Source organism: Streptomyces sp. SID13666 (genome assembly GCF_010548325.1).
In the GTDB taxonomy this organism is placed as follows: Bacteria; Actinomycetota; Actinomycetes; order Streptomycetales; family Streptomycetaceae; genus Actinacidiphila; species Actinacidiphila fildesensis.
Genome location: NZ_JAAGLX010000001.1, coordinates 302,869 through 324,324, shown reverse-complemented (window position 1 = coordinate 324,324; position 21,456 = coordinate 302,869). Strand labels below are relative to the sequence as shown.

The 21,456-nt window shown below is 70.5% G+C and carries 19 protein-coding genes and 1 pseudogene; 8 read left to right on the top strand and 12 right to left on the bottom strand.

Features of this window, described 5'->3' with window-relative positions:
- The first annotated feature begins 2 nt into the window (after nt 1-2).
- Nucleotides 3-1,256 carry a multiple monosaccharide ABC transporter permease gene (gene mmsB, locus G3I60_RS01570; RefSeq protein ID WP_164292545.1) on the top strand — a complete coding sequence of 418 codons (1,254 nt, stop codon included), beginning with the start codon at nt 3-5 and terminating at the stop codon, nt 1,254-1,256.
- Nucleotides 1,257-1,348: 92 nt separating this feature from the next.
- Here mmsB and G3I60_RS01565 read toward each other — a convergent pair whose 3' ends face one another.
- A complete protein-coding gene (locus tag G3I60_RS01565; protein ID WP_164292869.1) occupies nt 1,349-2,368 on the bottom strand; it encodes a LacI family DNA-binding transcriptional regulator in 1,020 nt (339 codons plus the stop codon).
- Between the two features lie 115 nt (nt 2,369-2,483).
- On the opposite strand from G3I60_RS01565, the gene G3I60_RS01560 reads away from it, so the two are divergent.
- Entirely contained in the window at nt 2,484-3,755 is a 1,272-nt protein-coding gene (locus G3I60_RS01560; RefSeq protein WP_164292546.1) for an FAD-binding protein, read from the top strand.
- 58 nt (nt 3,756-3,813) lie between these two features.
- On the opposite strand, the gene G3I60_RS01555 is transcribed toward G3I60_RS01560, so the two are convergent.
- The 4 genes from G3I60_RS01555 to G3I60_RS01540 all read right to left on the bottom strand — a co-directional run bounded on the left by G3I60_RS01555 (nt 3,814) and on the right by G3I60_RS01540 (nt 7,681).
- Nucleotides 3,814-4,830: a LacI family DNA-binding transcriptional regulator gene (locus G3I60_RS01555; RefSeq protein WP_239069446.1), complete on the bottom strand. Its 1,017-nt coding sequence runs from the start codon at nt 4,828-4,830 to the stop codon at nt 3,814-3,816.
- Nucleotides 4,831-5,005: 175 nt separating this feature from the next.
- Complete coding sequence (locus tag G3I60_RS01550; RefSeq protein ID WP_164292547.1) at nt 5,006-5,518, bottom strand: DinB family protein; 513 nt, start codon at nt 5,516-5,518, stop codon at nt 5,006-5,008.
- Between the two features lie 320 nt (nt 5,519-5,838).
- Nucleotides 5,839-6,537, bottom strand: a complete 699-nt coding sequence (locus G3I60_RS01545; RefSeq protein WP_164292548.1) for a hypothetical protein — start codon at nt 6,535-6,537, stop codon at nt 5,839-5,841.
- Complete coding sequence (locus G3I60_RS01540) at nt 6,515-7,681, bottom strand: hypothetical protein (RefSeq protein ID WP_164292549.1); 1,167 nt, start codon at nt 7,679-7,681, stop codon at nt 6,515-6,517. Before G3I60_RS01540 ends, G3I60_RS01545 begins: the two co-directional genes overlap by 23 nt.
- A gap of 203 nt (nt 7,682-7,884) precedes the next feature.
- On the opposite strand from G3I60_RS01540, the gene G3I60_RS01535 reads away from it, so the two are divergent.
- Nucleotides 7,885-8,346 (top strand): hypothetical protein, encoded by a 462-nt coding sequence (locus tag G3I60_RS01535; protein ID WP_164292550.1) that lies wholly within the window; start codon nt 7,885-7,887, stop codon nt 8,344-8,346.
- Nucleotides 8,347-8,505: 159 nt separating this feature from the next.
- Here the strand turns inward: G3I60_RS01535 and G3I60_RS01530 are convergent, their stop codons facing one another.
- A complete protein-coding gene (locus G3I60_RS01530) occupies nt 8,506-9,909 on the bottom strand; it encodes a cysteine desulfurase (RefSeq protein ID WP_164292551.1) in 1,404 nt (467 codons plus the stop codon).
- A complete protein-coding gene (locus G3I60_RS01525) occupies nt 9,896-11,278 on the bottom strand; it encodes a family 2B encapsulin nanocompartment shell protein (protein ID WP_164292552.1) in 1,383 nt (460 codons plus the stop codon). The genes G3I60_RS01530 and G3I60_RS01525 overlap by 14 nt, the downstream gene beginning before the upstream one ends.
- 365 nt (nt 11,279-11,643) lie before the next feature.
- On the opposite strand from G3I60_RS01525, the gene G3I60_RS01520 reads away from it, so the two are divergent.
- Complete coding sequence (locus tag G3I60_RS01520; protein WP_138351565.1) at nt 11,644-11,919, top strand: hypothetical protein; 276 nt, start codon at nt 11,644-11,646, stop codon at nt 11,917-11,919.
- Nucleotides 11,920-12,477: 558 nt separating this feature from the next.
- Here G3I60_RS01520 and G3I60_RS01515 read toward each other — a convergent pair.
- A complete protein-coding gene (locus G3I60_RS01515) occupies nt 12,478-12,915 on the bottom strand; it encodes a MarR family winged helix-turn-helix transcriptional regulator (protein ID WP_164292553.1) in 438 nt (145 codons plus the stop codon).
- A 323-nt stretch (nt 12,916-13,238) separates the two neighbouring features.
- Here G3I60_RS01515 and G3I60_RS01510 point away from each other — a divergent pair, with 323 nt between their 5' ends.
- Together G3I60_RS01510 and G3I60_RS01505 are read left to right on the top strand one after the other, a co-directional pair.
- Nucleotides 13,239-15,329 (top strand): hypothetical protein, encoded by a 2,091-nt coding sequence (locus tag G3I60_RS01510; protein ID WP_164292554.1) that lies wholly within the window; start codon nt 13,239-13,241, stop codon nt 15,327-15,329.
- Nucleotides 15,326-16,870, top strand: a complete 1,545-nt coding sequence (locus G3I60_RS01505; protein WP_164292555.1) for a hypothetical protein — start codon at nt 15,326-15,328, stop codon at nt 16,868-16,870. The genes G3I60_RS01510 and G3I60_RS01505 overlap by 4 nt, the downstream gene beginning before the upstream one ends.
- A 56-nt stretch (nt 16,871-16,926) precedes the next feature.
- Here G3I60_RS01505 and G3I60_RS01500 read toward each other — a convergent pair whose 3' ends face one another.
- The gene (locus G3I60_RS01500) at nt 16,927-17,859 is read right to left on the bottom strand and encodes a GNAT family N-acetyltransferase (RefSeq protein ID WP_164292556.1); all 933 of its coding nucleotides are present in this window, start codon (nt 17,857-17,859) and stop codon (nt 16,927-16,929) included.
- A gap of 155 nt (nt 17,860-18,014) precedes the next feature.
- Between G3I60_RS01500 and G3I60_RS01495 the strand changes: the two genes are divergently transcribed.
- Nucleotides 18,015-18,482, top strand: coding sequence for a DUF4442 domain-containing protein (locus tag G3I60_RS01495; protein ID WP_164292557.1), 468 nt, complete (start codon nt 18,015-18,017; stop codon nt 18,480-18,482).
- 390 nt (nt 18,483-18,872) lie between these two features.
- Nucleotides 18,873-19,175, top strand: a pseudogene (locus G3I60_RS44980) (aldo/keto reductase); the annotation flags it as partial.
- Nucleotides 19,176-19,233: 58 nt separating this feature from the next.
- On the opposite strand, the gene G3I60_RS01485 reads toward G3I60_RS44980, so the two are convergent.
- The 3 genes from G3I60_RS01485 to G3I60_RS01475 all read right to left on the bottom strand — a co-directional run bounded on the left by G3I60_RS01485 (nt 19,234) and on the right by G3I60_RS01475 (nt 21,455).
- A complete protein-coding gene (locus G3I60_RS01485) occupies nt 19,234-19,851 on the bottom strand; it encodes a hypothetical protein (RefSeq protein WP_164292558.1) in 618 nt (205 codons plus the stop codon).
- Nucleotides 19,852-19,920: 69 nt separating this feature from the next.
- Nucleotides 19,921-20,739: a PaaX family transcriptional regulator C-terminal domain-containing protein gene (locus tag G3I60_RS01480; protein WP_164292872.1), complete on the bottom strand. Its 819-nt coding sequence runs from the start codon at nt 20,737-20,739 to the stop codon at nt 19,921-19,923.
- An 89-nt stretch (nt 20,740-20,828) separates the two neighbouring features.
- Nucleotides 20,829-21,455: a GNAT family N-acetyltransferase gene (locus G3I60_RS01475; protein WP_164292559.1), complete on the bottom strand. Its 627-nt coding sequence runs from the start codon at nt 21,453-21,455 to the stop codon at nt 20,829-20,831.
- Nucleotide 21,456: the final 1 nt, after the last annotated feature.

The following is a 21,456-nucleotide window of genomic DNA, read 5'->3' as shown; positions in this document are numbered from 1 at the left end:
GCATGGCCCAGACACAGACCTCCGGTATCGAGGCGAGCACACCCACCGACGGTAAGCCGAGCGGCCCCACGGGCTCCGGCGGCGGGGTGGGACAGCAGCTGGTCCAGGCTCTACGCGGCAACATCCGCCAGTACGGCATGCTGGTCGCGCTGGCGCTGATCATCCTGCTCTTCCAGATCTGGACCGACGGCACGCTCCTCAAGCCGCTCAACGTCACCAACCTGATCCAGCAGAACAGCTACATCCTGATCCTGGCCATCGGCATGATGATCGTCATCATCGCGGGCCACATCGACCTGTCGGTCGGCTCGCTCGCCGCCTTCGTCGGCGCGGCGGCCGCGGTGATGATGGTCAAACACCAGGTGCCCTGGCCGGTGGCGCTCGTCGCCGCACTGCTGATCGGCGCGGTCGCCGGCGCCTGGCAGGGGTTCTGGATCGCCTACGTGGGCATCCCGTCCTTCATCGTCACGCTGGCAGGCATGCTGCTGTTCCGCGGCGGCACGCAGATCCTGCTCCAGGGCCAGTCGGTGGCCCCGTTCCCGCGCGGTTTCCAGAAGATCAGCAGCGGTTTCATGCCGGAGGTCGGCCCGTACACCGACTACCACAACCTGACGCTGCTGCTCGGGATCGGAGTGCTCGCGATCGCGGTGCTCCAGGAGGTCCGCGGCCGACGGCAGGCCGCCGCCTTCGGGCTCGAACTGCTACCGCTGGGCTTCTTCCTCGCCAAGCTGGTCGCCATCACCGCCGCGGTGACCGTGTTCACCCTGCTCCTCGCCAGCTACCACGGCTTCCCGGTCGTCCTGCTCATCCTGGGCGTCCTGCTGGTCGGCTTCGGCTATCTGATGCGCAACTCGATACTCGGCCGGCACACCTACGCGATCGGCGGGAACGAGCCGGCCGCCCGGCTGTCAGGAGTGAAGAGCAAGCGCGTCGTCTTCCTGGCCTTCGTGAACATGGGCGTCCTGGCCGCGCTGGCCGGTCTGGTCTTCGCGGCCCGGCTCAACGCCGGTACGCCGCAGGCCGGTATCAACTTCGAACTGGAGGCGATCGCGGCGGCCTTCATCGGCGGCGCCTCGGCCGCCGGCGGCGTCGGCACCGTCCTCGGCGCGATCATCGGCGGGCTGGTGCTCGGCGTGCTCAACAACGGCATGTCGCTGGTGGGCATAGGCACCGACTACCAGCAGGTCATCAAGGGCCTGGTGCTGTTGGCGGCCGTCGGCTTCGACGTCTACAACAAGCGCAAGGTCGGCTCCTGACCCGACCCCTTCGCCCCGCGGTACGCTGCCGGCCCCCGGAGCTGATCCCGGGGGCCGGCGGCGTATCGGGGTCGGCCGGGTGGCCGGGCCGTTCAGACCACCGGGGTCGTCGTGCTGCCGCGCACGATGAGCTGCGGTTCGATCACATGGTGCGGGATGGCCGTACGGTCGCGGTCGCCGCCCTCGATCCGGTCCAGGAGCAGCCGGATGCTGGCCCGGCCGACCGCGGCGAAGTCCTGCCGGACGGTGGTCAGCGGAGGTGCGAAGAACTCCGCCTCGGGGATGTCGTCGAATCCGGCGATCGCCACGTCCACGGGGATCCGCACTCCGGCCTCCCGGAAGGCGCGCATGATGCCCAGTGCCATCTGGTCGTTGGCGGCGAACACCGCCGTCAGGTCGGAGCCGCCGGCTCCCCGGCGTCCGACGCGGCCGGCGAGTTCCTGGCCGGCACGGTAGCCGGAGAGCGGGCTCCAGTCGCCGATCAGCGGCGGTGGCACGTCGGCGCCCGCCTCGTGCAGGGCCGCACGCCAGCCCGCCATGCGGGCCGCCGCCTCCAGCCAGTCCTGCGGTCCGGCCACGTGCCAGACGGTGCGATGGCCGCACCCCAGCAGATGGTCGGTGACCAGCCGGGCACCGAGGTTCTGGTCCACCGACACACTGGGAATCTCCAGGTCGTGGCCGCCCTCGACGGTCACCACCGGGAACGGGTGCCGCAGCTCGAAGAGCGCGGCCGCCGCCTCGCGCTGCGGGGTGATGACCACGGCCCCCTCGACGCCCCATTCACCGAGGTGCTTCAGCGCCTCGGTGAGGCTGAGCCGGCTGAGCGCCCGCCCGCTCACCGTCGAGACCATGTACCCCTCGGCCCGGGCCGACTCCGCCAGCCCCGCGACCGTGCTGGCCGGGCCGAACAGCGTGGTGTCCGCCGCGACCACGCCGAGCGTGCGGGTGCGACGGGTGGCCAGGGCCCGCGCGGTGGAGTTACGGCGGTACCCCAGCTCGTCGATCGCCTTCTGCACCCCCGCCCGCGTCACCTCGCGCACGTTCGGATGGCCGCTGAGCACCCGGGACACGGTCTGGTGCGAGACCCCCGCCAGTTGGGCGACGTCCGCCATGGTGGGGAGACGGGTCTCTTCGGCAGGCCGCGGCACAGACCCTCCTGGAGCTGACACGATACGAGCGGGTGTAATTGTTAACGATAACAAAGTTGGCGGATCAGGAAGACAAGCGATGACGACGAGCACGCCGACCAACTGGGCCGGCAATGTCACTTTCACGGCCCGCCAGGTGCACAGCCCGACCTCGGTCGAGGAGCTGCGGCACCTCGTGGCCTCGGCGGAGAGCATCCGCGCGCTCGGGACCGGACACTCCTTCAACCTCGTCGCGGACACCGACGGTGATCTCGTGCGCCTGGACGGCCTGCCGCCACGGATCGACATCGACCGCCGCGCGTCGACCGTGACCGTCGCGGGCGGACTACGGTACGCGCAGGTCGCCCAGCGGCTGCACCAGGAGGGCTTCGCCCTGGCGAACATGGCGTCGCTGCCGCAGATCTCGGTCGCGGGCGCCGTCGCCACCGGCACGCACGGCTCGGGCAACGGCCTGCGCGGCCTGGCCTCGGCGGTGGCAGGGCTGCGCCTGGTCGGTCCCGGCGGCCGGCTGACCGAGCTGCGCCGGGAGAATCCGCGGGACCGGCTGCCCGGCGCCGTGATCGGGCTGGGCGCCCTCGGCATCGTCACCGATGTCACCCTGGACATCGAGCCGACCTACGACGTCGCGCAGTGGGTCTACGACGGGCTCTCGCTGGACCGGCTGTCGGACGGTTTCGACGAGGTCTCCGGCGCCGGCCACAGCGTCAGCGTGTTCACCGACTGGCACGCGGACACCGCCCAGGTCTGGCTCAAAACGCGGACGGACCAGCCGGGCGCCGGGCACCCCGGCGAGCGGTGGCTGGGAGCCCGGCACGCCGACGGCCCGCGCCACCCGATCCCCACCATGCCGGGCACCTGGTGCACCGTGCAGTCGGGCGTCCCCGGACCTTGGCATGAACGGCTCCCCCACTTCCGTCCCGACTTCACGCCGAGCAGCGGCGCGGAGCTGCAGTCCGAGCTGATCCTCCCCCGCGCGGCGGCCCGCGAAGCCTTCGCGGCGCTGCGCGACCTCGGCAACCGCATACGGCCCTGCCTGCAGATCGCGGAGGTCCGCACCGTCGCGGCGGACGATCTCTGGCTCAGCCCCGCCTATCGGCAGGACTCGGTCGCCCTGCACTTCACCTGGCACGAGGAGACAGCGGCGATCCTGCCGGTCCTGGCCGCCGTCGAGAACCGGCTCGTACCGCTCGGTGCCCGGCCCCACTGGGGGAAACTGACCACCCTCGCACCGGAGGACGTCATCGCCCGCTACGAACGGGCCGCTGATTTCGAACGGTTGATGGCCCTGCACGATCCCGCCGGGGTCTTCCGCAACACCTTCGTGGACGACCTGTTCCCCCGCCGGTCGTAGCCCGCTCCGCCCTCCCCCGGGCGAGCCGTGGCGCCCGGCGGGAAGGGGCGGGTCCGATTCAGCGGGACGGAGCCGGGCCCGTGCTCCGGCGCAGCACCATTTCCGGCGGTACCAGGATGTGGTGCCGGGAGTGGCCGGCGCCGTTGAGCTCCTCCACCAGGAGCTCCAGCGCGCGGCGCCCCAGCTCGCCGAAGTCCTGGCGCACGGTGGTCAGAGGCGGAGAGAAGTAGGCGGCCTCGGAGATGTCGTCGAACCCGACGACGCTGATGTCGCCGGGGATCGCGCGGCCCGACTCGTGGAGCGCCCGCAGCAGCCCCAGCGCCATGTGATCGTTGGCGCAGAACACCGCCGTGACCGCGGAGTCCGCCGCGAGCCCCAGCCCGGCCTCGTATCCCGAGCGGGCACTCCAGTCCCCGCTCCGCACCGGAGGCACCGGCGCTCCCGCCGCCTTGAGCGCCTTGCGCCAGCCGTTCTGGCGGGCTGTGGTCTCCAACCAGCCGGGCGGGCCCGCGACATGGTGCACCGTGGTGTGCCCGAGGTCGAGCAGGTGCCGGGTGGCGGCCAGCGCGCCGGACTCGTTGTCGATCGCCACCACCGGCACGCGGGACTCGCTACCGGAACCGACCGCGACCACCGGCACGACGGTCGAGAGTTTGCCGATCGCGCTCACCGCCGACGTCTGCGGCGCGATCACCGCGATGCCCTCCACGCCCTGGTCACGAAGCCGGTCCACCGCTTCCTGCACCGAGCGGCTGTCCAGGGACCGCAGACTCGCCACACTGACGAAGTAGCCCGCGCTGCGCGCCGCCTGCTCGATCCCGTCCAGCATCGAGGCGGGCCCGTAGAGCACACTGCCGAAACTCACGACGCCGAGTGTCTGGGAGCGCCGGGTGACCAGGGCCCGGGCCGCCGAATTGGGCCGGTAGTCCAACTGCCGGATCGCGGCGAGCACCCGGTCCCGGGTCTCCTCGCGTACGTGCGAGGCCCCATTGAGGACCCGCGACACGGTCTGATGGGACACGCCCGCGACCCGCGCCACATCCGCCATCACCGGCGGACGCGCATCAGGATCCATCCGTCCGCTTCCCACGTGTCGGCCCTCTCATCGGCGAGTACCTGCGGCTGCACGCCCTGGGGCGACCTTCGCACGGGCATGGGGAAGAGTCTATTTGTTCACGATCACAGAACAAGACACGGCCCGTCGGCGGCCCCAGAGTGACGGCCTGCTTCGTCGGCCGCTGCGGGACGGCCTAGGTCAGGACCATCCAGCGGCGGCCGTCCAGCAGTTCTCGGGCCGCGTCGAGGTGGCCGGCGTGGCAGGCGGTTTCTGTGATGACGTGCAGCAGGACGTCCCGGAGGGTGTGCAGGTGGGGTTCGCCGAAGAGGTGGTGGGGCCACCAGGCCAGGGGCGCGTCCGCGGCCGTGACGGTGATGACCGCGTTCGCGAGGTCCGTCTCCTCGCGGTACCGCTGGAGCACGTCAGCGGCGGGGACATCGGGTCCCACCACCCACGCGTTGTCGATCTCGTCCAGGCTGCGGATGACGTCCTTGTCCCCGGTGAGGACGGCACGGAACCAGAATCGCTCGACGTCCAGGGCGAGGTGCTGGACGAGGCCCAGGCAGTTCCAGCCCGACGGCAGCACGACTCGGCGCAGCGCGTCCGCGTCCAGTCCGTCGAGGATTCCCAGGACGTGGCGTCGCTGTCCGTCCAGGGACGCCAGGAGCGCCCTGATCTCGGCATCCGGTGTCGGTTCCTGATTCACTGCGCTCTCTCCCGGATATGGCCGCCGGCGACGGTGGCCGCCGGTCCCGGCAGCTTCTGTCGGTTACAGCTCCAGAGGATCTCCGAAGCGGCGGTGCCGTGTACAGGGGGTGGCGGCAGACGTGACGAAGCTGCCGCGCCCGGACTCCGCCGTGCTCCGCTCGCGCGGCCTCAGGGCGGCAGCCCGATGGGCGATCGCCCGGCTGGGGCGCGCGGCACCTCGCGACACCTCCCCCGCATAGAGACACGAGAGCAGACACGGAGCCGGCAGGCCAGCAGATTCGGTGGCTGCGGCGGCCGGCCGCTCTCCTACCGGCGGACTCAGTGGTGCGAGCGGCTGACCGCCCAGCCCGCGAGGCCGGCAGCCAGGCTCAGCGCGGCGCCGACCGTCAGCCTCCGGGGCCAGCGGACAGTGCCACCCGGCGACTCACCCGACTCCCCCGGCTCCGCCTCGCGCTCGCCGCCCCCGCCTTCCCCTTCGAAAGGTGAGTCGGTCGACGTCAGCCGGGCCACCACGTACTCCGGGAGCGCTTCCCAGCGCACCGCACCGCCCTGCGTCCGCGCGGCGGCGAACGCCGCCGACGGGTGGGGTGCCCGCGAGCCGTCGCCGCTCTCCCAGAACTCCCGGAACCGCTGCCGGCAGCGGCGGCGGCCCTCGTCCAGCACGCCGGCACCCGTCGTCGGATCGAAGCGCCGGACGCGCTCCACCACCCCGTCGATCACGGGAATCCGCCGGCCGTGCTCGTCCCGTAGCGGTGCTCCAGGCTGTCCCGCGCTGCCCTCCAACTCGCCCAGCTGAACCCGGAACATCAGCACGAAGTCACCGGCGGCCGTGCCGCGCACGACCCGGTATCTGCCATGGCCCGGTGGTGTGGGTTCACCCCCCGCCAGGTCGTACAACAGGCCCGCCAGATCGGCCTCGCAGAGGAACTGCGGGGCCACGACCACCCGGTAGGTCGTCACGTGGCCGCGGCTGATCAGGAACGGCCAGAACTCCTCAGCTGAGGACCGTGCCGTCATTCTCCGGACTCCTCTCGAAGGCCTGCAGCTCCTCGACGAGCCGGTGCAGCACGAACTGCGCCGCGGCGGCGTCATCGGTGACCGCGTTGACGCTCCGCTTGCGGAAGGACCTCTGCAGACGGCGGGCCTTGCGCAGTTCACTGGGCGGAATGTTCACGGCGTTCGCGACCGCGCCCGTGCCGGAGGACAGGAAAGCGGCGATCAGGTGCACGGGCACCTGGATGCCACGGGTCGCCAGCACCGTCGACACGGGGGCCGCCACCGTCGAGGCGACGACCCGGGTGAAGTCGGCGAACCAACCCCGCCGCTGACCCCGCGCCTCCCGCCGCGCCCGCTCCTGATCCGCTTTCGCGGCATCGTAGGCGCGCGCGACGAGGTCGGGAAGCACCGCCGCGAAGGCCACGTCCACGTTGAGCGGCCTCGGCCGGGCGTTGGCCCGCTTGTGCATCCCGCCGTCGGCGCCGAGGACCGCGAACTCACGGCCCACGGAGCTGACGGGTATCAGCCGCATCCGGCCCGGCGGGACCGGCATCCCCCTGATGTGCCAGTCGCTCCTGCTCGTGGCCAGCACCGCGAAGTCCGGGTGCTCCATGAGGCGTTCGCGGATCTGTCGCAGCGAGTAGTGACCCGCCAGCAGATCCCACTTGGTGATGACGAAGTGGATCGGGCCGTCGCAGTCCTGCATGAGCGAGAACACCTGCGTCATGTCCCGGTCCAGGAACTCCCCGTTGCCGCGCATGAGCTTCAGGACCTTGCGCCCGTCCAGCAGGCCCAGCAGGGCATCGGCGTTCCGCAGCGTCTCCTCCAGCCGGTCCTGCTCGGTGCTCCCCGACTGGGGATCGGTGAGCCGGTCGCCGGCGTAGTCGATGTAGCGGACCTTCAACGCGGTGTACGTGCCGTGCTGGCTCTTCACCTTGCACGAGAACGTCCACTCGGGAAAGACGTTGCCGTCGGTGGGAAGCGGCCACTCCCCCGGGCCCGCGACCTCGTTGTAGATCTGGCCGAGCTTGTACTCCTGCTGTCGGCTCTCCGGCTTCAAATAGCATTTGAGCCGCGGATGTTCGAGCTTCAGCATGTGCCACAGCGCCGCGAGATAGACCGTCTTGCCCGCCCCTGACGGCCCCAGCGTGACAATCGTGTACATCGTCGGCTCTTCCATCGCATCCCCCGAAAGCCTTGTGCCGGGCGCCGCCTTCCCCGACCGCGTCCCCGGACCGCGTCCTCAGCCTTCCCTCGGGACCCTGCTGTGACACCGGTTGCACCGATTGCACCGCTCCGCGCGACAGCGGGCCCAGTGCCGCTACCATGATCATCTCGGATCAACCGAGCTCAATCTCTGGGGGAATCTTGCGTTTCCAGCACACCATCGTGGCGGGCGCCGCGGCTCTCGCCGCCCTGATCGTCCCGCTCGCCGCGACGCCCGCCGCAGCCGCCACGCCGACCACCTCGGACACCGTGGGCGACAACTCGTTCTCCGGGCGCATGGACATCGGGTGGCGCGTCCAGCCGTACCGGCTGGACCCCATTCAGATCACCTTGAAGGACACGGCGACGGACGGCTACGCCATCGGCACCCGGCTGATCACGTACGGTGAGAACGGCAAGATCACCTGGAAGATGCGGACCATCCCGTCGGGCCAGGACACCGCCTCCTGGACGACGTACGCCGCTCCGGGCGGTTACATCAACTACGCCTACTTCGAGGTCTGCAAGATCAAGGTGAGCACGGGTGTCATCTCGTCCTGCTGGTCCTCGAAGGTGATGAACGCCCCCTTCGACGACTCCTCGATGAGTCACTTCCAGGGCTGAGCAGCGCGACTGCCATCACGGCGGAGGGGGCACCCGATCATCCGGGCGCCCCCTCCGCCGCCCCTGCGGGCGTCAGTTCACCGCACAGGAGACGCCGTCCCTCCGCCCGCGAACCCGGGTGACGGCGGCCGTCCGCCCCGGCCTGCTACGGACGCTTCCTCATGACGGCGCGCTGTCGGTGAGCCTGCGCAGGGAGGCCACCAGTTGGTCCACCTCCTCGGATGTGTTGTAGAGCGCGAGTGAAGCGCGCGCCGCGGTTGCGAGGCCGTAGTGGGCCAGCGCCGGCTGGGCGCAGTGGTGGCCCGCGCGGATGGCGATACCGTCGCGGTCCAACCAGTCGGCCACCGTGGCCGGGTCCTGGCCCGCGAGCGTGAAGGTCAGGACGGCGATCCTGTCGGGTGCGGCGCCCACCGTCTCGAGGCCGGGGACCATGGACAGAGCCTGTTGCGCGTAGGACATCAGCCCTTGCTCGTAGGCGGCGACCGCGCCCCGGTCGAAGGAGGTCAGCCAGTTCAGCGCGGCCAACAGCCCGACCACCCCGGAGATGTGGCCGGTGCCGGCCTCCAGCCGTTGCGGAACGGGCGCGTAGGTGGTGTGGGCGAAGCTGACCGAGTCGATCATGTTGCCGCCGCCCTGCCACGGCGGCATGCTCTCCAGCACTTCCGGCTTCCCGTACAGCACCCCGATGCCCGTGGGAGCGAAGATCTTGTGGCCTGAGAACACATAGAAGTCGGCATCCATCTCCTGGACGTCGACCGGGAAATGGGCGACCGCCTGTGCCCCGTCCACCAGCACCTTGGCGCCGTAGCGGTGTGCCAGCGCCGTCATCTCCCGCACCGGCGGAACGGTACCCAGTACGTTCGACGCATGGCTGATCGCCACGAGCTGGGTCCGCGACGAGAGCAGGTCGGCATAGGCGGTCCGGTCGATCTGCCCGTCAGGTCCGAGGGGGACCGGCACCACTCGGGCCCGGGTCTCCTTGGCGATGAGCTGCCAGGGCACGATGTCCGAGTGGTGCTCCAGGACCGGCACCAGGATGTCGTCCCCCGGCCCGAGGTTGGCTCGCCCCCAGCTCTGCGCGACGAGGTTGATCGCCTCAGTGGTGCCGCGGACGAACACGATGTTCTCCGGAGAGGCCGCACCCAGGAACTCGGCGACCGCGGCCCGGCCCGCCTCGTACGCCTCGGTGGCCTCGCGCGCCAGGGTGTGCGCACCGCGGTGGATGTTGGAGTTGGTCGCGCTGTAGTAGGCGGCGAGGGCTTCGATCACCTGGCGCGGTTTCTGCGTGGTGGCGGCGTTGTCGAGCCAGACCAGCGGATGGCCGTTGACGAGACGCTGCAGTATCGGGAAGTCCTTCCGAGCCGTCTCGGGAGAGAAACCACCGCTCTGCCGGCCCATTGACGACCCCGGAGCCGCTCCCGGAACCAGAGCCGGAGCGGTAGATGCGCCAGGGACCACGCTCGGGGTTGAGCCCGGGGCCATGTTCGGGACCGCGTTCGGGGTGAGGCCACCCGGGGTGAGGCCGCCCGGGGCCGCACGCTCCGTAACGTCAGGAGTAGTCATGGTAGTTGTGCGCCTCGACGTTCCGGAGGACGGCGGTGGCGTCCTCCACCAGCACCGCGGTGTTGAAGTAGGCCGTCATCAGATACGAGGTGATGCCCTTCTGGTCGACGCCCATGTTCCGCATGGACAGGGCCGGTTCGACCTCGTCCTGCACCTTCGTCGGCCGCAGCCCCACCACGCCCTGCTCGGCCTCGCCCACCCGCATCAGCAGGATCGAGGTGGTGCTGGCGCCGTTGTGACCCGTGAACCCCACCTTGTCGGAGGGGAGCAGCGGTACTCCCCGCCACGTCAGCAGGGGGCTGCCGAATCTGCTGTCCGTCACCGGGGGCACACCCCGCCGCGTACATTCCCGTCCGAAGGCGGCTATCGCCCTGGGGTGCGCGACGAAGAAGCCGGGCTGCTTCCAGACCTTCGCCAGCAGCTCGTCCAGGTCATCGGGTGTCGGCGATCCGGTCCGCGACTGCACCCGCTGCCCCGGTGCGACCGTGTTGAGCAGCCCGAACTCCGGGTGGTTCAGCATCGACGACTCCTGGCGCTCCCGCAGCGCCTGGATGGTCAGATTGGCCTGGGCGCGGGTCTGGTCGATGGGCCCGTTGTAGAGATCGGCGACGCGGGTGTGCACCCGCAGCACCGTCTGCGCGAGGCTCATGTGGTACTCCCGCGGAGTGTCCTCGTAGTCGACGAACGTGCCCGGGAGTTCCGGTTCTCCGACGTGGCCGGAGGTGAGATCCACCGGCACCTCGGAGCCCGGCACCGGCATGTCCCCGGCGAGGTACGCGTCGAGTGCCGTCTGCAGGTCTTCGCTGCGGGTGGTCAGTCCGGCCAGCGCGCTGCGGTCGGCGCAGAGCGCGACCCCGGGGGTGAGGGCCTTGACCCGGTAGGGCATCGGCTCGGCACGGGTCCAGGCGTCGAGGTCGAAGAACTGGCCGTCCCCGATCACTTCGAGCAGGGCGTCCTCGCCGTATCGGCCCGTCACGCGCTTCTCGGCCCGGCCCTCGACGAGCACCCATATCTGATCGGAGGCGTCGCCCTCCGAGGCCAGTAACTGTCCGGACTCGAAGCTGACCTCGGTGAAGGCGGCGGCCAGTTCGGTGAGGAGCGCTTCGTCGGTGTCGCGCAGGTACGGCACCTCCCGCAGGTCCTCCGGGACGATGTGGTGGGTGCCGTCCTCGCTGTAGCTGCTGATCAGGTCGTCGCCCAGGACGAAGGTCCGACGGCGGTTGACCCGGTAGACACCCGATTCGACGTCCACCCAGGGCAGTGCGCGCAGCAGATAGCGCGGGGTGATGCCGCGCATCTGCGGGCTGGTCTTGGTGGCGGTGGCCAGCTGCCGTGCCGCGTCCGGACCGAGACTGAGTCGATCGTTCACAGGAACCTCCTCGAAGGCGGGCGTCATATCCGGGCGGTGGCCAGGGATGACGCCGGAACGAGGTGATCGTGGTCTCCGGCATCCGCTGAGAACAAGGCGGCATTATTCGTATCAGGCCAGAAATATGCGACTCAGGAAACGTGCACCCTCGCGGCCTCGGAAATCCCAGCTGAGCGCACGGTTCCGGCGCTCATACATGACGTAATTTGTTCCCTTATTGAAGCTTTGTGATACCCAAAGAACCACTTGGGGGGAATTCCGCTCACTTGGGTGCCTAGGGGGCCCTGGCGATGGCTCTACGGGGCCTCCGGCGGACACCCTGTCTCCCGCTCGCCGGGATCCGCCGGAAGTGTGACAGTGGAGAGATGAGCTGGGCGTCATGGACAACCACAGGTGTCTTCGCCGGGCGTGGCGGGGTGCGCACCGACGAGGTCGGAATCCTGACGGGCGACCTCACCGTGCACACCACCTGGACCGGTGGTGAGGCACGTGTCGCCGTGCAGTACAGCGGCTCATCGGACTGGTTCACGATGACCGGCAGCCCCATCCCCTGCCCGTCGGAGGCAGAGAGCCGGACCCTGCACGAGGAAGTGGTCCACGCGGTGCGTGCGGGCACGGCCGCCACCGTTCCACCCCACTGAACGCGGGTCTCCGCAACACGGACGCGCGCCTCTCCGGAAGCGGACGGGAGACGGGGCGGGACGGGCCGTCGGCCAGACCCCGGCGCGCCGAGGGCCGGCGCCGCGATCCGGACCGGGGGGCGTGTCCACGTCGCGGTCGGACGGTTGCTCAGGCCCGGCCGGCGTACGGTCCCGCACCCGGCCCTGTGCCATGACGGTGCGGTCGGTGACCACGATGAGCAGCCGCAGGGCGCTGACGATGACCATGATCAGGGCGATCACGTGCAGACCGTGATCGTCGACGTTGGTGTGGCTTCCCGCCCACCGGCTGGGCGATCGCGCTGGCGAGGTACAGCACGGAGACCAGGACCGCGGTCCGCCCCACCGAAACGTGGACGGCGGCCGCGATCGGCACCAGCGCGGTCGCGATGAGCGAGCTGTTGATCGCGTTGATCGCCGATCCCGTGTACAGCGGCGTCACGAACCGCCAGGAGAACGCGTTCGCGGTGCGGAAAGCGTCCCCCGGCGAACGCCTTGAACCCGGCGCGTCCTCCGATCCCGGCGCACTCTGCGCGGGAATCACAGACTCTCGCCCAACCGCTCGATCAGCGGCGCCGCCGCCATCAGGGTCTTCAACTCCGCCCGGGTGAACCCGCCGGCGACGAGTGCCTTCGCCAGTTGCTCGGACCGGGCGCTGCGCCTGTCCCGGAGCGACCGCTGCCCGGCCTTGGTCATCGACATGACCACGCGGCGCCCGTCGGAGGGATCGGGGCGCCGCTCCACCAGGTCGCGCTCCTCGAGCCCGGCGAGCGTGACTCCCATCGCCTGCGGAGTGATCTGCTCGACCCTGGCCAGGTCGCTCGTCGTGGCCGATCCGGCCCGCTCCAGGCGCGACAGGGCCGACACTTCGGGAAGGGTGAGTTCGCCCTGGACGGGCTGGCGTAGCCGTCGCACTAACAGACCGAGGCTCATCTGCAACGCCGAACCGACCGCACTCACATCAAGATCATCCACCATAGTAGGAAGTCTAACTTTCACAGTTGAGACTTTCAATCCAGCTTTCATAAATAGCCGGAACCCGGACAGACGACCTCCTCGCGAAGCGGCGTTTCGCCGCGTACGGCGGTACATCGGGCAACCAGCGCGCATCGCCGCTATTCGATTCGGAAACGCTGTACTCCCCGCTGTCCCACGCGTCACAAATGGATAACTGATCGTACGTCAATACCCATACGAACTACGGGCCTTGGCCAGGTCGCCTATTCTCCTGTCAATGCTGCTGCGCACCATTGAGGCGGGCGACCGGGGGGATCATGTCGAGGCTGTACGGGGGGACGGTCTTGCTGGAAACCGTGGTGCCCTCGCTGGTCGGGCTCAAGCCGAGCGGCACGGGGCGCATCGACCCACCACGCCGGGGTCATCCGCTGCTGATCAGATGCGTCGGCGGGCGGGGCTCGGGCAAGAGCGCCACTCTTGCGGCCCTCGCGGAACAGTACGCACAGCGCATACCCCAGGCACACGCGGATCTCGCGGCGATCGATTTCGGCCAACCGGGACTCGCCGCATTGGCCGAGGACACCACGGCGAATGCCTCCCGTACGTCTGATCTGCTCTTCTATCTCAATTTCCGGCTGAGCCGGAAACCCGCGGAATTCGGCAAGAAGATGTCTTTCCCCCGGCTGACGCAGGGACTCCTCGCGGTGAGCGGGTGGCAGGCGGAGAGCGCCGACAACCCCGGGCACGCGGTACGGCCGGAGGAACTGGCCGCAGCGAAGCGGCGGCTCGCGGAACTGCTCAGAGCGAGCCAGCCCGACCAGCAAAGGCGCAGGGACAAGGCCGCGGCCTGGGTCGACGAGGTCATCCAGGCGGTCGGCCCGCTGCCGCTGCCCGCGGGGATGGACGCGATGGTGCGGGCCCTGCTGCGGATCGTCGCCGCCGAGCTGTTCAGCCCGCGCGCGCACCGGGGCGGTCTGACGTGGTGGGCGAGCCGACAGGTGGCGCAGCAGGGCGATGCCCACGACCAGCTGACGGAACTGGCGATGAAGTTCCGCGGTGACGCGGAGGACCGGCAGCTGGCCGAACGGTTCCTGATCGCCGCGCTGCTCGCGGACATCGCGGACCACTACGGCTTCCTGCAGGTGGCCAACGGCGTGCCGCGTCCGCTGCTGCTCCTGGACAACGTCCACAGCCCGCTGGGCCGGGTGTTCCTGGACGAGCTGGTGCGGGTGTGGCACGAGGAGGCGGCCGGGTCCCGCAGGGTGATGCGGCCGGTCGTCGTCGCCACGGCGTTGCAGGAGGTCGCGCCGGTGCGGGACGACGACACAGCGCCGTCGACACGGCGCGTGATCCGGTCCTTCTGGCAGGAGGACCGGCCGAACGCGGCGGCCGACTGGATCGTGCCGGTGCGGCTGGCGCAACTGGATCTCGACGAGGTCAAGGACATGTTCGAGGAGGACCACCTGCCACCGGGTGCCGCCCGGCTCATCCTGCGCCTCAGCGGCGGGCGGGCGGGCGTCGCCCACCGTCTGGTCCAGGCCGTCGCGCGACGTGTCCGGCTGCGCGAGGACATCAGCCTCGTGGGGCTCCTCGACATTCCGGCCGCCGCCGACCCGGGACCGTCCGTGAACGGCAGGCTGCTGGAGGGGTTGATCCCGGACGAGGTGGCCCGCGAGCGGCTCACCTACTACGCGCCGGCGCTGGACGACACGGCCGCGTACCGGCTCAGCACGGTCTACCCGCCGCAGGACCCGGGCGGTGTCCCGGTCCAGGAGGCGCTGGCCCATCTGCGCGACAACCAGTGGTCCCACGTGCCCTGGGCCGGTGTCGAGGGACCGTTCGTCGGCGACGCCCCCCTGCGGCTTCTGCTGCTGCACGAACTGAGTGCCCGCACCGGCCGGGTCCCCGGCGCCGAGCCGTGGAAGACCATCCACCGGCGCTGCCGGTCCCTGTACGACCCGTACGACCAGGGCGGTGCCGCCCATCGCCCCGACACGCGCTATCTGCACCACTCGCTCGCGCTGGGCGAGACGGACCTCGTCGTGCGCTGTCTGCACCGGCGGTTCACCGAGCAGGACGCCACGGGGTGGCTGTCCGCCCTGAACCTCGTCTGCGCGGCACCCGCTCCCCCGGACACCCTGCCCGCCCCCGCCGACGACACCGTGCCGTGTCCGGGCTGCGCGGCCGAAGCCGATCATCCCGTCCACCAGGCCGTCCGGCTCCTCGTGAACCAGCTGTGGCACCTGTCCCAGCCGCTGTCGATCCCCACGGCTGCCGCGATCAACAGCATCGGGCTGCAACTGCTCACCCTCGCCCAGAACAGCGGGCCGGAGGCTCAGAAGATCTTCTTCCGTGCCCATGAGGAGTGGCCGAAAGAACTGCACCACTGGACCCAGGCGCCCAACCTGCAGACCTACGGAGTGTCCGGCACATGAAGCTACTGCCCGACGGAAGGCTCTACCGCGCCCTGGTACTCGGTGCCGCGGCCGTCGTACTCGGCCTGGGCGGCTACTTCCTCGTGGCCTGGCTGGTGACGGATGACACGGGTTGCGCGCACGGCGTCGAGAAGCGCGGCACGAAGAGCGAATGCACCGGGGTCACCGACGGAGGCTTCCACTTCACCGAAGCGCTGGCTCCGGTCTTCGGGCGCATCAAGGCCGAGAACGACAGCATCGCCGACAAGTCGCCGGCCACCGTCGCCCTGATGATCCCGATGATCTCCGACAACCCGGCCGAGCAGCACGAGTTCACCGAGCAGGTCCAGGGCGCCTATCTCGCCCAGTACCGCGCCAACCACCAGGCCAACGGGCAGCGGCCGCCCATCCGGCTGCTGCTCGCGAACCCGGGCCGCAACTACGAGTTCTGGGAGCCGGTGGCCCAGCAGCTCGCCGACGCCGCCACCTCACCGACCGAGAACCTCCGCGCCGTCACGGGCATCAACATCAGCCTCAAGGAGACCGAGAAGGCCATCGCCTTCCTCACCGCGGGCAAGGGCATTCCGGTGGTCGCCGGGCCCATGACCGCGGACGACATCATGAACAGCGCCGCCCGCCCGCACGCCTACCCCGGCCTGGCCCGCGTGGCGCCCAGCAACTCCGACCAGGCAGCCGCCCTGGGCTCCTTCGGATCGGACATCAAACCCGCCGAGACCATGGTGGTGGAGGACGTCCGGCAGGACGACAACTACCTCACGACCCTGCGCCAGGCCTTCGAGAAGCTCGCCAAAGGCGCACCGCACGCTCCGGAGACCTTCCGGTCACCCGCCGACTTCAACGACGAGGGCAACCTCTCCAACGACTTCCACCAGATGGTCCCGGACATCTGCTCCTCCGACGCCAAGACCATCTACTTCGCCGGGCGTCCGGTGCAGCTGCGGCAGTTCCTCATCGAGCTCGGACGCCGCAACTGCGCCAAGCACTACACGGTCATCAGCGGTTCGCACGCCTCCACCCTGACCGTGGACACCAAGTTCCAGGACCAGTGGGGCTCGCTCACCGCGGGCTCCGGAATCACCGTCCGCTATGCCGCCCTCGCGCACCCCGACTCCTGGAGCGGCGACGGTCCCGAGACGCCGGGCGGCTCCAGGAGGGCGTACAAGGAACTCGCCGATCTCGCCACGCTGTTCGGCAACACCTCGGCCACCGGCATCGGCCGGACCTCGCTTTCGGACTCGCGCACCATCATCACGTACGACTCCGTCACCACGGCCATCAGCGGCATCCGCAACGACACCGTGGGCAAGGTGGAGATGCCCACCCTGGACGAGGTGGCCAACAGCTGGCTCCGGCTGCACGGCGGCAACCGCGTCAACGGCGCCGGCGGCTGGATCTGCCTGGACCAGTACGGCAACCCCTACAACAAGGCGGTCGCCATCGTGCATCTGGACCCGGTGACCAAGTCCGCCGCCTTCGACCGGCTGGCCTGGCCCGCCGGTCGCGCCCCGGACGCCAACTGCTCGATCCGCACCGGCGGCTGAGCGGTCCTGCCGAGCAGTCCACGGCTCCGGGCGGGGGCCGTGAGCGCCATGCGGGATCAGAGCGCGCGGCTGAACTCCAGCCGGCCTGCGAAGTTCTCGTACCCGGCGCTCCGGAACGCCTTGGCCATGGCCACATTGGCCCGGTCGCAGTCGCCACGGATCTCGGTCGCGCCGTTCGCCGCGAGAATGCGGGTGCTCCGGTTGACGACCGAGGCCGCGTACCCCTTGCCCCGGTGGGCCGGTGTGACGCCGACGAATCCGATCACCGGCACGCTGGGGTTCTCGGCCGGCAGGCTGACCACGGCAGGAGTGCCGTCCGCGGCGTAGCCGACCTCCCACCACTCCGGTTCGTGCCGCAGTCCGGAGGTCTCCTCGAAGAGCAGCTCGGCCGCGGGCCGCAGCCCGTGTTTCGCCACGTCGGCTGCCAGGCGCGCATCAGCGGTGTCCGCGAGGAGCTCCTCCAGTGCGTCGATGAACGGCTCCCGGCCGATGACGGCGAGCGAACGGAAGTCCAGCCGGTCGTCATCCGCGGGCAGCTCCCCGGAGAGCGTGCGGCGAAAGCGCAGCCCGTCACGGATGAGCTCGAACCCCGCGCCCCGCAGGAGCTCCTCCCGGCGCTGGGGGTCGCGCTGGAACTGCGGGGCCTGGGCGGGCGAGTCCAGGACGTGTTCCAGTTCGGTCGCTCCGAGCTCCCTGGCCTGCGCGGCCACCGCGTCGAGCAGTGCCGTGCCTGTCTCGGGTGAGCCCTCAGGCGCTTCGAACAGCACCATCGCGAGGGGGACTTCGTGGCCCGGTATGGTCCACAGCACCGCGCTGCCGGCCGGCTGCCCGTCGCCGCCCTCGGCGACCAGGCACCACTGCGGCCGCGTGCACCCGCTGTCGAGGAGCCCGCCGAGATACTCGCGGGTCGCGGCGTTACGCTCGGCATCACCGGGATGCTCGACCAGGGCGGGGAGTTCATCGGCGCGGGCGATGCGAATGAGCGTCACAGGGAGCCTTGTCCGTTCGGGGGCGCGGTGGGCGGCGCGGTGATCGATGCCGCCCGGCGAACCTATAGCGCGCAACCGGTCCCGGACCACCTTCTTTCGCGCGATGTTGGGGCTGCGGCCACTCCCGCGTTCACCCGCGCTGTCACGCTACGCCCGTGGACGTCACGACATTGGCTCGCGCGCTGCTGGAACCGATACCGGCCCACCGGGCGGCGGGGCTCGAAGTCCTGCGCGCCGCCGACGGCGCCGCCGAGGTCGCCATGGTGACGCTGCCGGAGATGACGAACGTCATCGGTTCCCTGCACTCCAGCGGGCTCATCACGCTCGTCGACGCCGCGGGGCTGGCGGCGATCATCGCCGCGTGCGAGGCCGCGGACGATTTCCAGCACGTCGTTCCGCTCGGGGCGACCGCGTCACTCGACTTCCGGGCGCCGGCCCGCGGCAAGCTCCTGGCGTCCTGCCGGCTCGACGCCGAGGCCCGCCGTGTGCTGCGACCGGTGCTGTCGGGCAAGGCGACCCGGGCCCGCATCACCACCGTCGCCGACGTCACCGATGCGGCGGGAACCCTGGTGTGCCGGGGCACGTTCAGCTGGAGCATCCGCCGCAGTCCCACAACGGGCTGACAGGGACCGGTGACTCCGACCCGGGCCGCCCGGCCCGGCAGCGCTCCGCCACCCGCCGCCGCGCACGGCTTCGCCTACGACATCCGCACCAGGGTCTGGACCGACCTCGGCGACCACTTGATCGCCCACCTCCAGGTCAGCGGACACACCGCCGCCGGCACGGACGGCCACACCGCCTACACCGTCGATCTCAGCACCGGCGTCCGAACGCAGCTCGGCGTGAGTCAGGGCTCCACCGGCGTCAACGGGATCACCGGGCGGGTCGTCGTCGGCGAGACCGACCCCGGCCTTCTCGCCTACGCGTACCGCACCGACACCCACGCGTCCACCCTGCTGCCCGCGCCCGGCGGCCTCTACTCCACGGCGACGAGCGCCGACGAGCAGGGAGCCACCGCCGGGACCACCTTCCCCGACGGCGACTTCCGCAGCCACTGCTTCCGCGGCGACCGTCCCGCCGAGGTCGAGCGGCACGTCGACGCGATCGTCGACGATCTGGGCATCGCCCCCGGCGAGATCGCGGAAACGGCGCTGCGGTACGTGCTCAGCGCACCGGCGGTGTCCACCGTCATCCCCGGCATGCGCAGCGTCCGGAACGTGGAGCCCAACACGGCTGTGAGCGACGGACGCCCGCTCACCGCCGACCAGCTCGCCGTGCTCGCCAAGCACCGCTGGCAGCGCAGCTTCTACGCCTGACGACCGGTGACCGACAGCTCCTGTCGGGCGATGCTCCCGGTGGTGGTGGCGCCCGGCCCTATTCGCTGAGCCCCACGACGCCCCAGCCCCGCCGGGCGGCCTCGGCGAGGACGCGGCCCCAGTCCTCCAACAGGTCGGTGAACGCGTCGAAGTCGCCGACCCAGGCCTCGGGAGCGGCGGCATGCTCGGAGAAGGCCGCGCGCAACCCGCCGAGCCGGGGCCGTACCTGCTCCCAGGTCACGGCCAGCTCCCGCACGCTCTCCGGTGACCGGGCGAGCAGCAGGCCATAGGTGATGCCCGGGTCGTCGGGGAAGAACCCCGGATCCGTGTGCTGCGCCGCACCGTCCGGCCCCTCCCAGATCAAGCCGAGCAGCAGGGCGTCCAACCCGGTCCGCAGCAGTGGATCGGCATGGTCACGCACGGACTCCCACCGCTGCCCCGCCCAGAAGTGCGCCTTGAACGAGCCGCAGGTGCGCCGGAACTCATGGACGGCGAAGAAGGCAGCGTCGGGCCCGCCCGGCCGCACCCAGTCGCCCTCGACCGCCGGCGCCCCGTGGTCCCACAGCCCTGTCTCGTCGGCGTACCAGGCATCCCTCAACCGCGACAACCGCTCCTGGGGTGGCGCCTCCCCCAGCCATGACCAGTCGGCGATCATCACGTTGATGTCCAGTCCCATACCGGGCGAGACTACCGATCGCACGTACCCGAGCCGCCCTGCCGGCACTCAGCAACGCGCCTGAAGCTCTCAGGTGACGTCCCCGTAGAGCCGGAAGATCCGCGGCCCGGCCTCGCCGCGGTCCCGTTCACGGAGCAACGACCAGCAGCGGGCGACGAGTTCTCGGGCCTGGCTGCCGGCCCAAGGCTGCGGCAGCAGTTCCGGTGGGAGCAGCGGGTCGGGTTCCATGGCGCGGGTGAACTCCGCGGCGATCTCCACCGCGATGGTGAGCAGTTCGGGTGCGGTGAGTTCCACCGGGTCGTTGAGACGCTCCAGCCGGGGCCTGGCCACCGCGCCGAGGCGGTGGTAGCGGTCGGCGATGGTCTGCTGGGGCCAGAGTTCACGGGCGAGTGCGACGGGTTCCCGCAGGTCGCCCCTGCGCAGGTCGTTCGAGGTGAGAAAGGTGACGCGGTCGAGCACGCCGAGGCGGCGGGCTTCGTCCTCGACGTAGGGCTCCCACGCGTTCGCGCTGACGTACAGGCCGCCCTGCAGGACCGCTCCGCCCAGGCGCAGGAGCGCTTCCCGCAGTGCGTCCCTGGCCGTACGGGACGCTTCCGGTACCGCGAAGGCGGCCAGGTGCCAGGTGCCGTCCCAGGGCGCGAGCCCGGCGTCCTGTTGGAAGGCGTAGCGGACGAACTCGATGTCGGGTGCGATCGCGCGGACGGTGTCGGCGGTGGCCCGCAGCAGTGCCTTGCGGCCACGGCCTTCGTGGGTGAAGGCGCCCTCGGCGACGAGCCGCTTGATGCACAGCCGTACCTGTTGGTCGCTCATGGCGAGTGCGCCGGCGACGTCGTACAGTTCGCCGGCGTCCACGGTGCCGTCCTCGCGGAGCAACGCGTCGACGAGCATGCGGGTCGGGACCTCGACGGGTCCGGCCGCCCCGGCATCGGGCGGGGGCCCGGTGCGGTGCGACGGGGACGGCGGCGGCTGATGATCGGTCACGGTGTCCCATCCTGACAGGCCGGGACGGCGCGCAGCATGGTGGCCACGGAGCCGAAGCCGAGGAGCGAGCGCAAGTAGGGTGTGTGTTCGGTCCGGACGACCGAGAAGCTCCGCCGCTCGTACAGTTCCCTGGCGCGCGGATTGGTGTCGATCACGTCCAGCCTGATCTCGTGGCAGCCGCGCTCCGCCGCCACTGCGGCCACCTCCTCGATGAGGAGGCTGCCGATGCCCCGGCTTCTGACCTGGGAGTCCACGGCGATGCCGTCCATGACGAGCTGACCGGAGTCCGTGGGTCGGCGTTCGAACAGGGCGAGGATCAGCACCCCCCTGAGGCCCTTGAGGACGCCGTATGCGCGCAGGACGTCCCAGGCCGTTCCCCCGGTGAGCGCCCGGCCGCCGTGCTGATAGCCGGCGAGACCCACGAGCCGCCCGTCGAGGTACGCGCACACGGCACGGTCGGCGTTCAGGTGGTCCGCGATGAACCGCACCGCCCGGTCCTGCGGGTTCAGGGCGGGGCCGAGCTTGCGGCCGAACGCTTCCCAGTACAGCTCGGCCGCCCGCCGCTCCGAGCCGGCGGCAACCCCCCGCCGAACCACGATTCCTGTCCGCGCATCAGCTCCCATG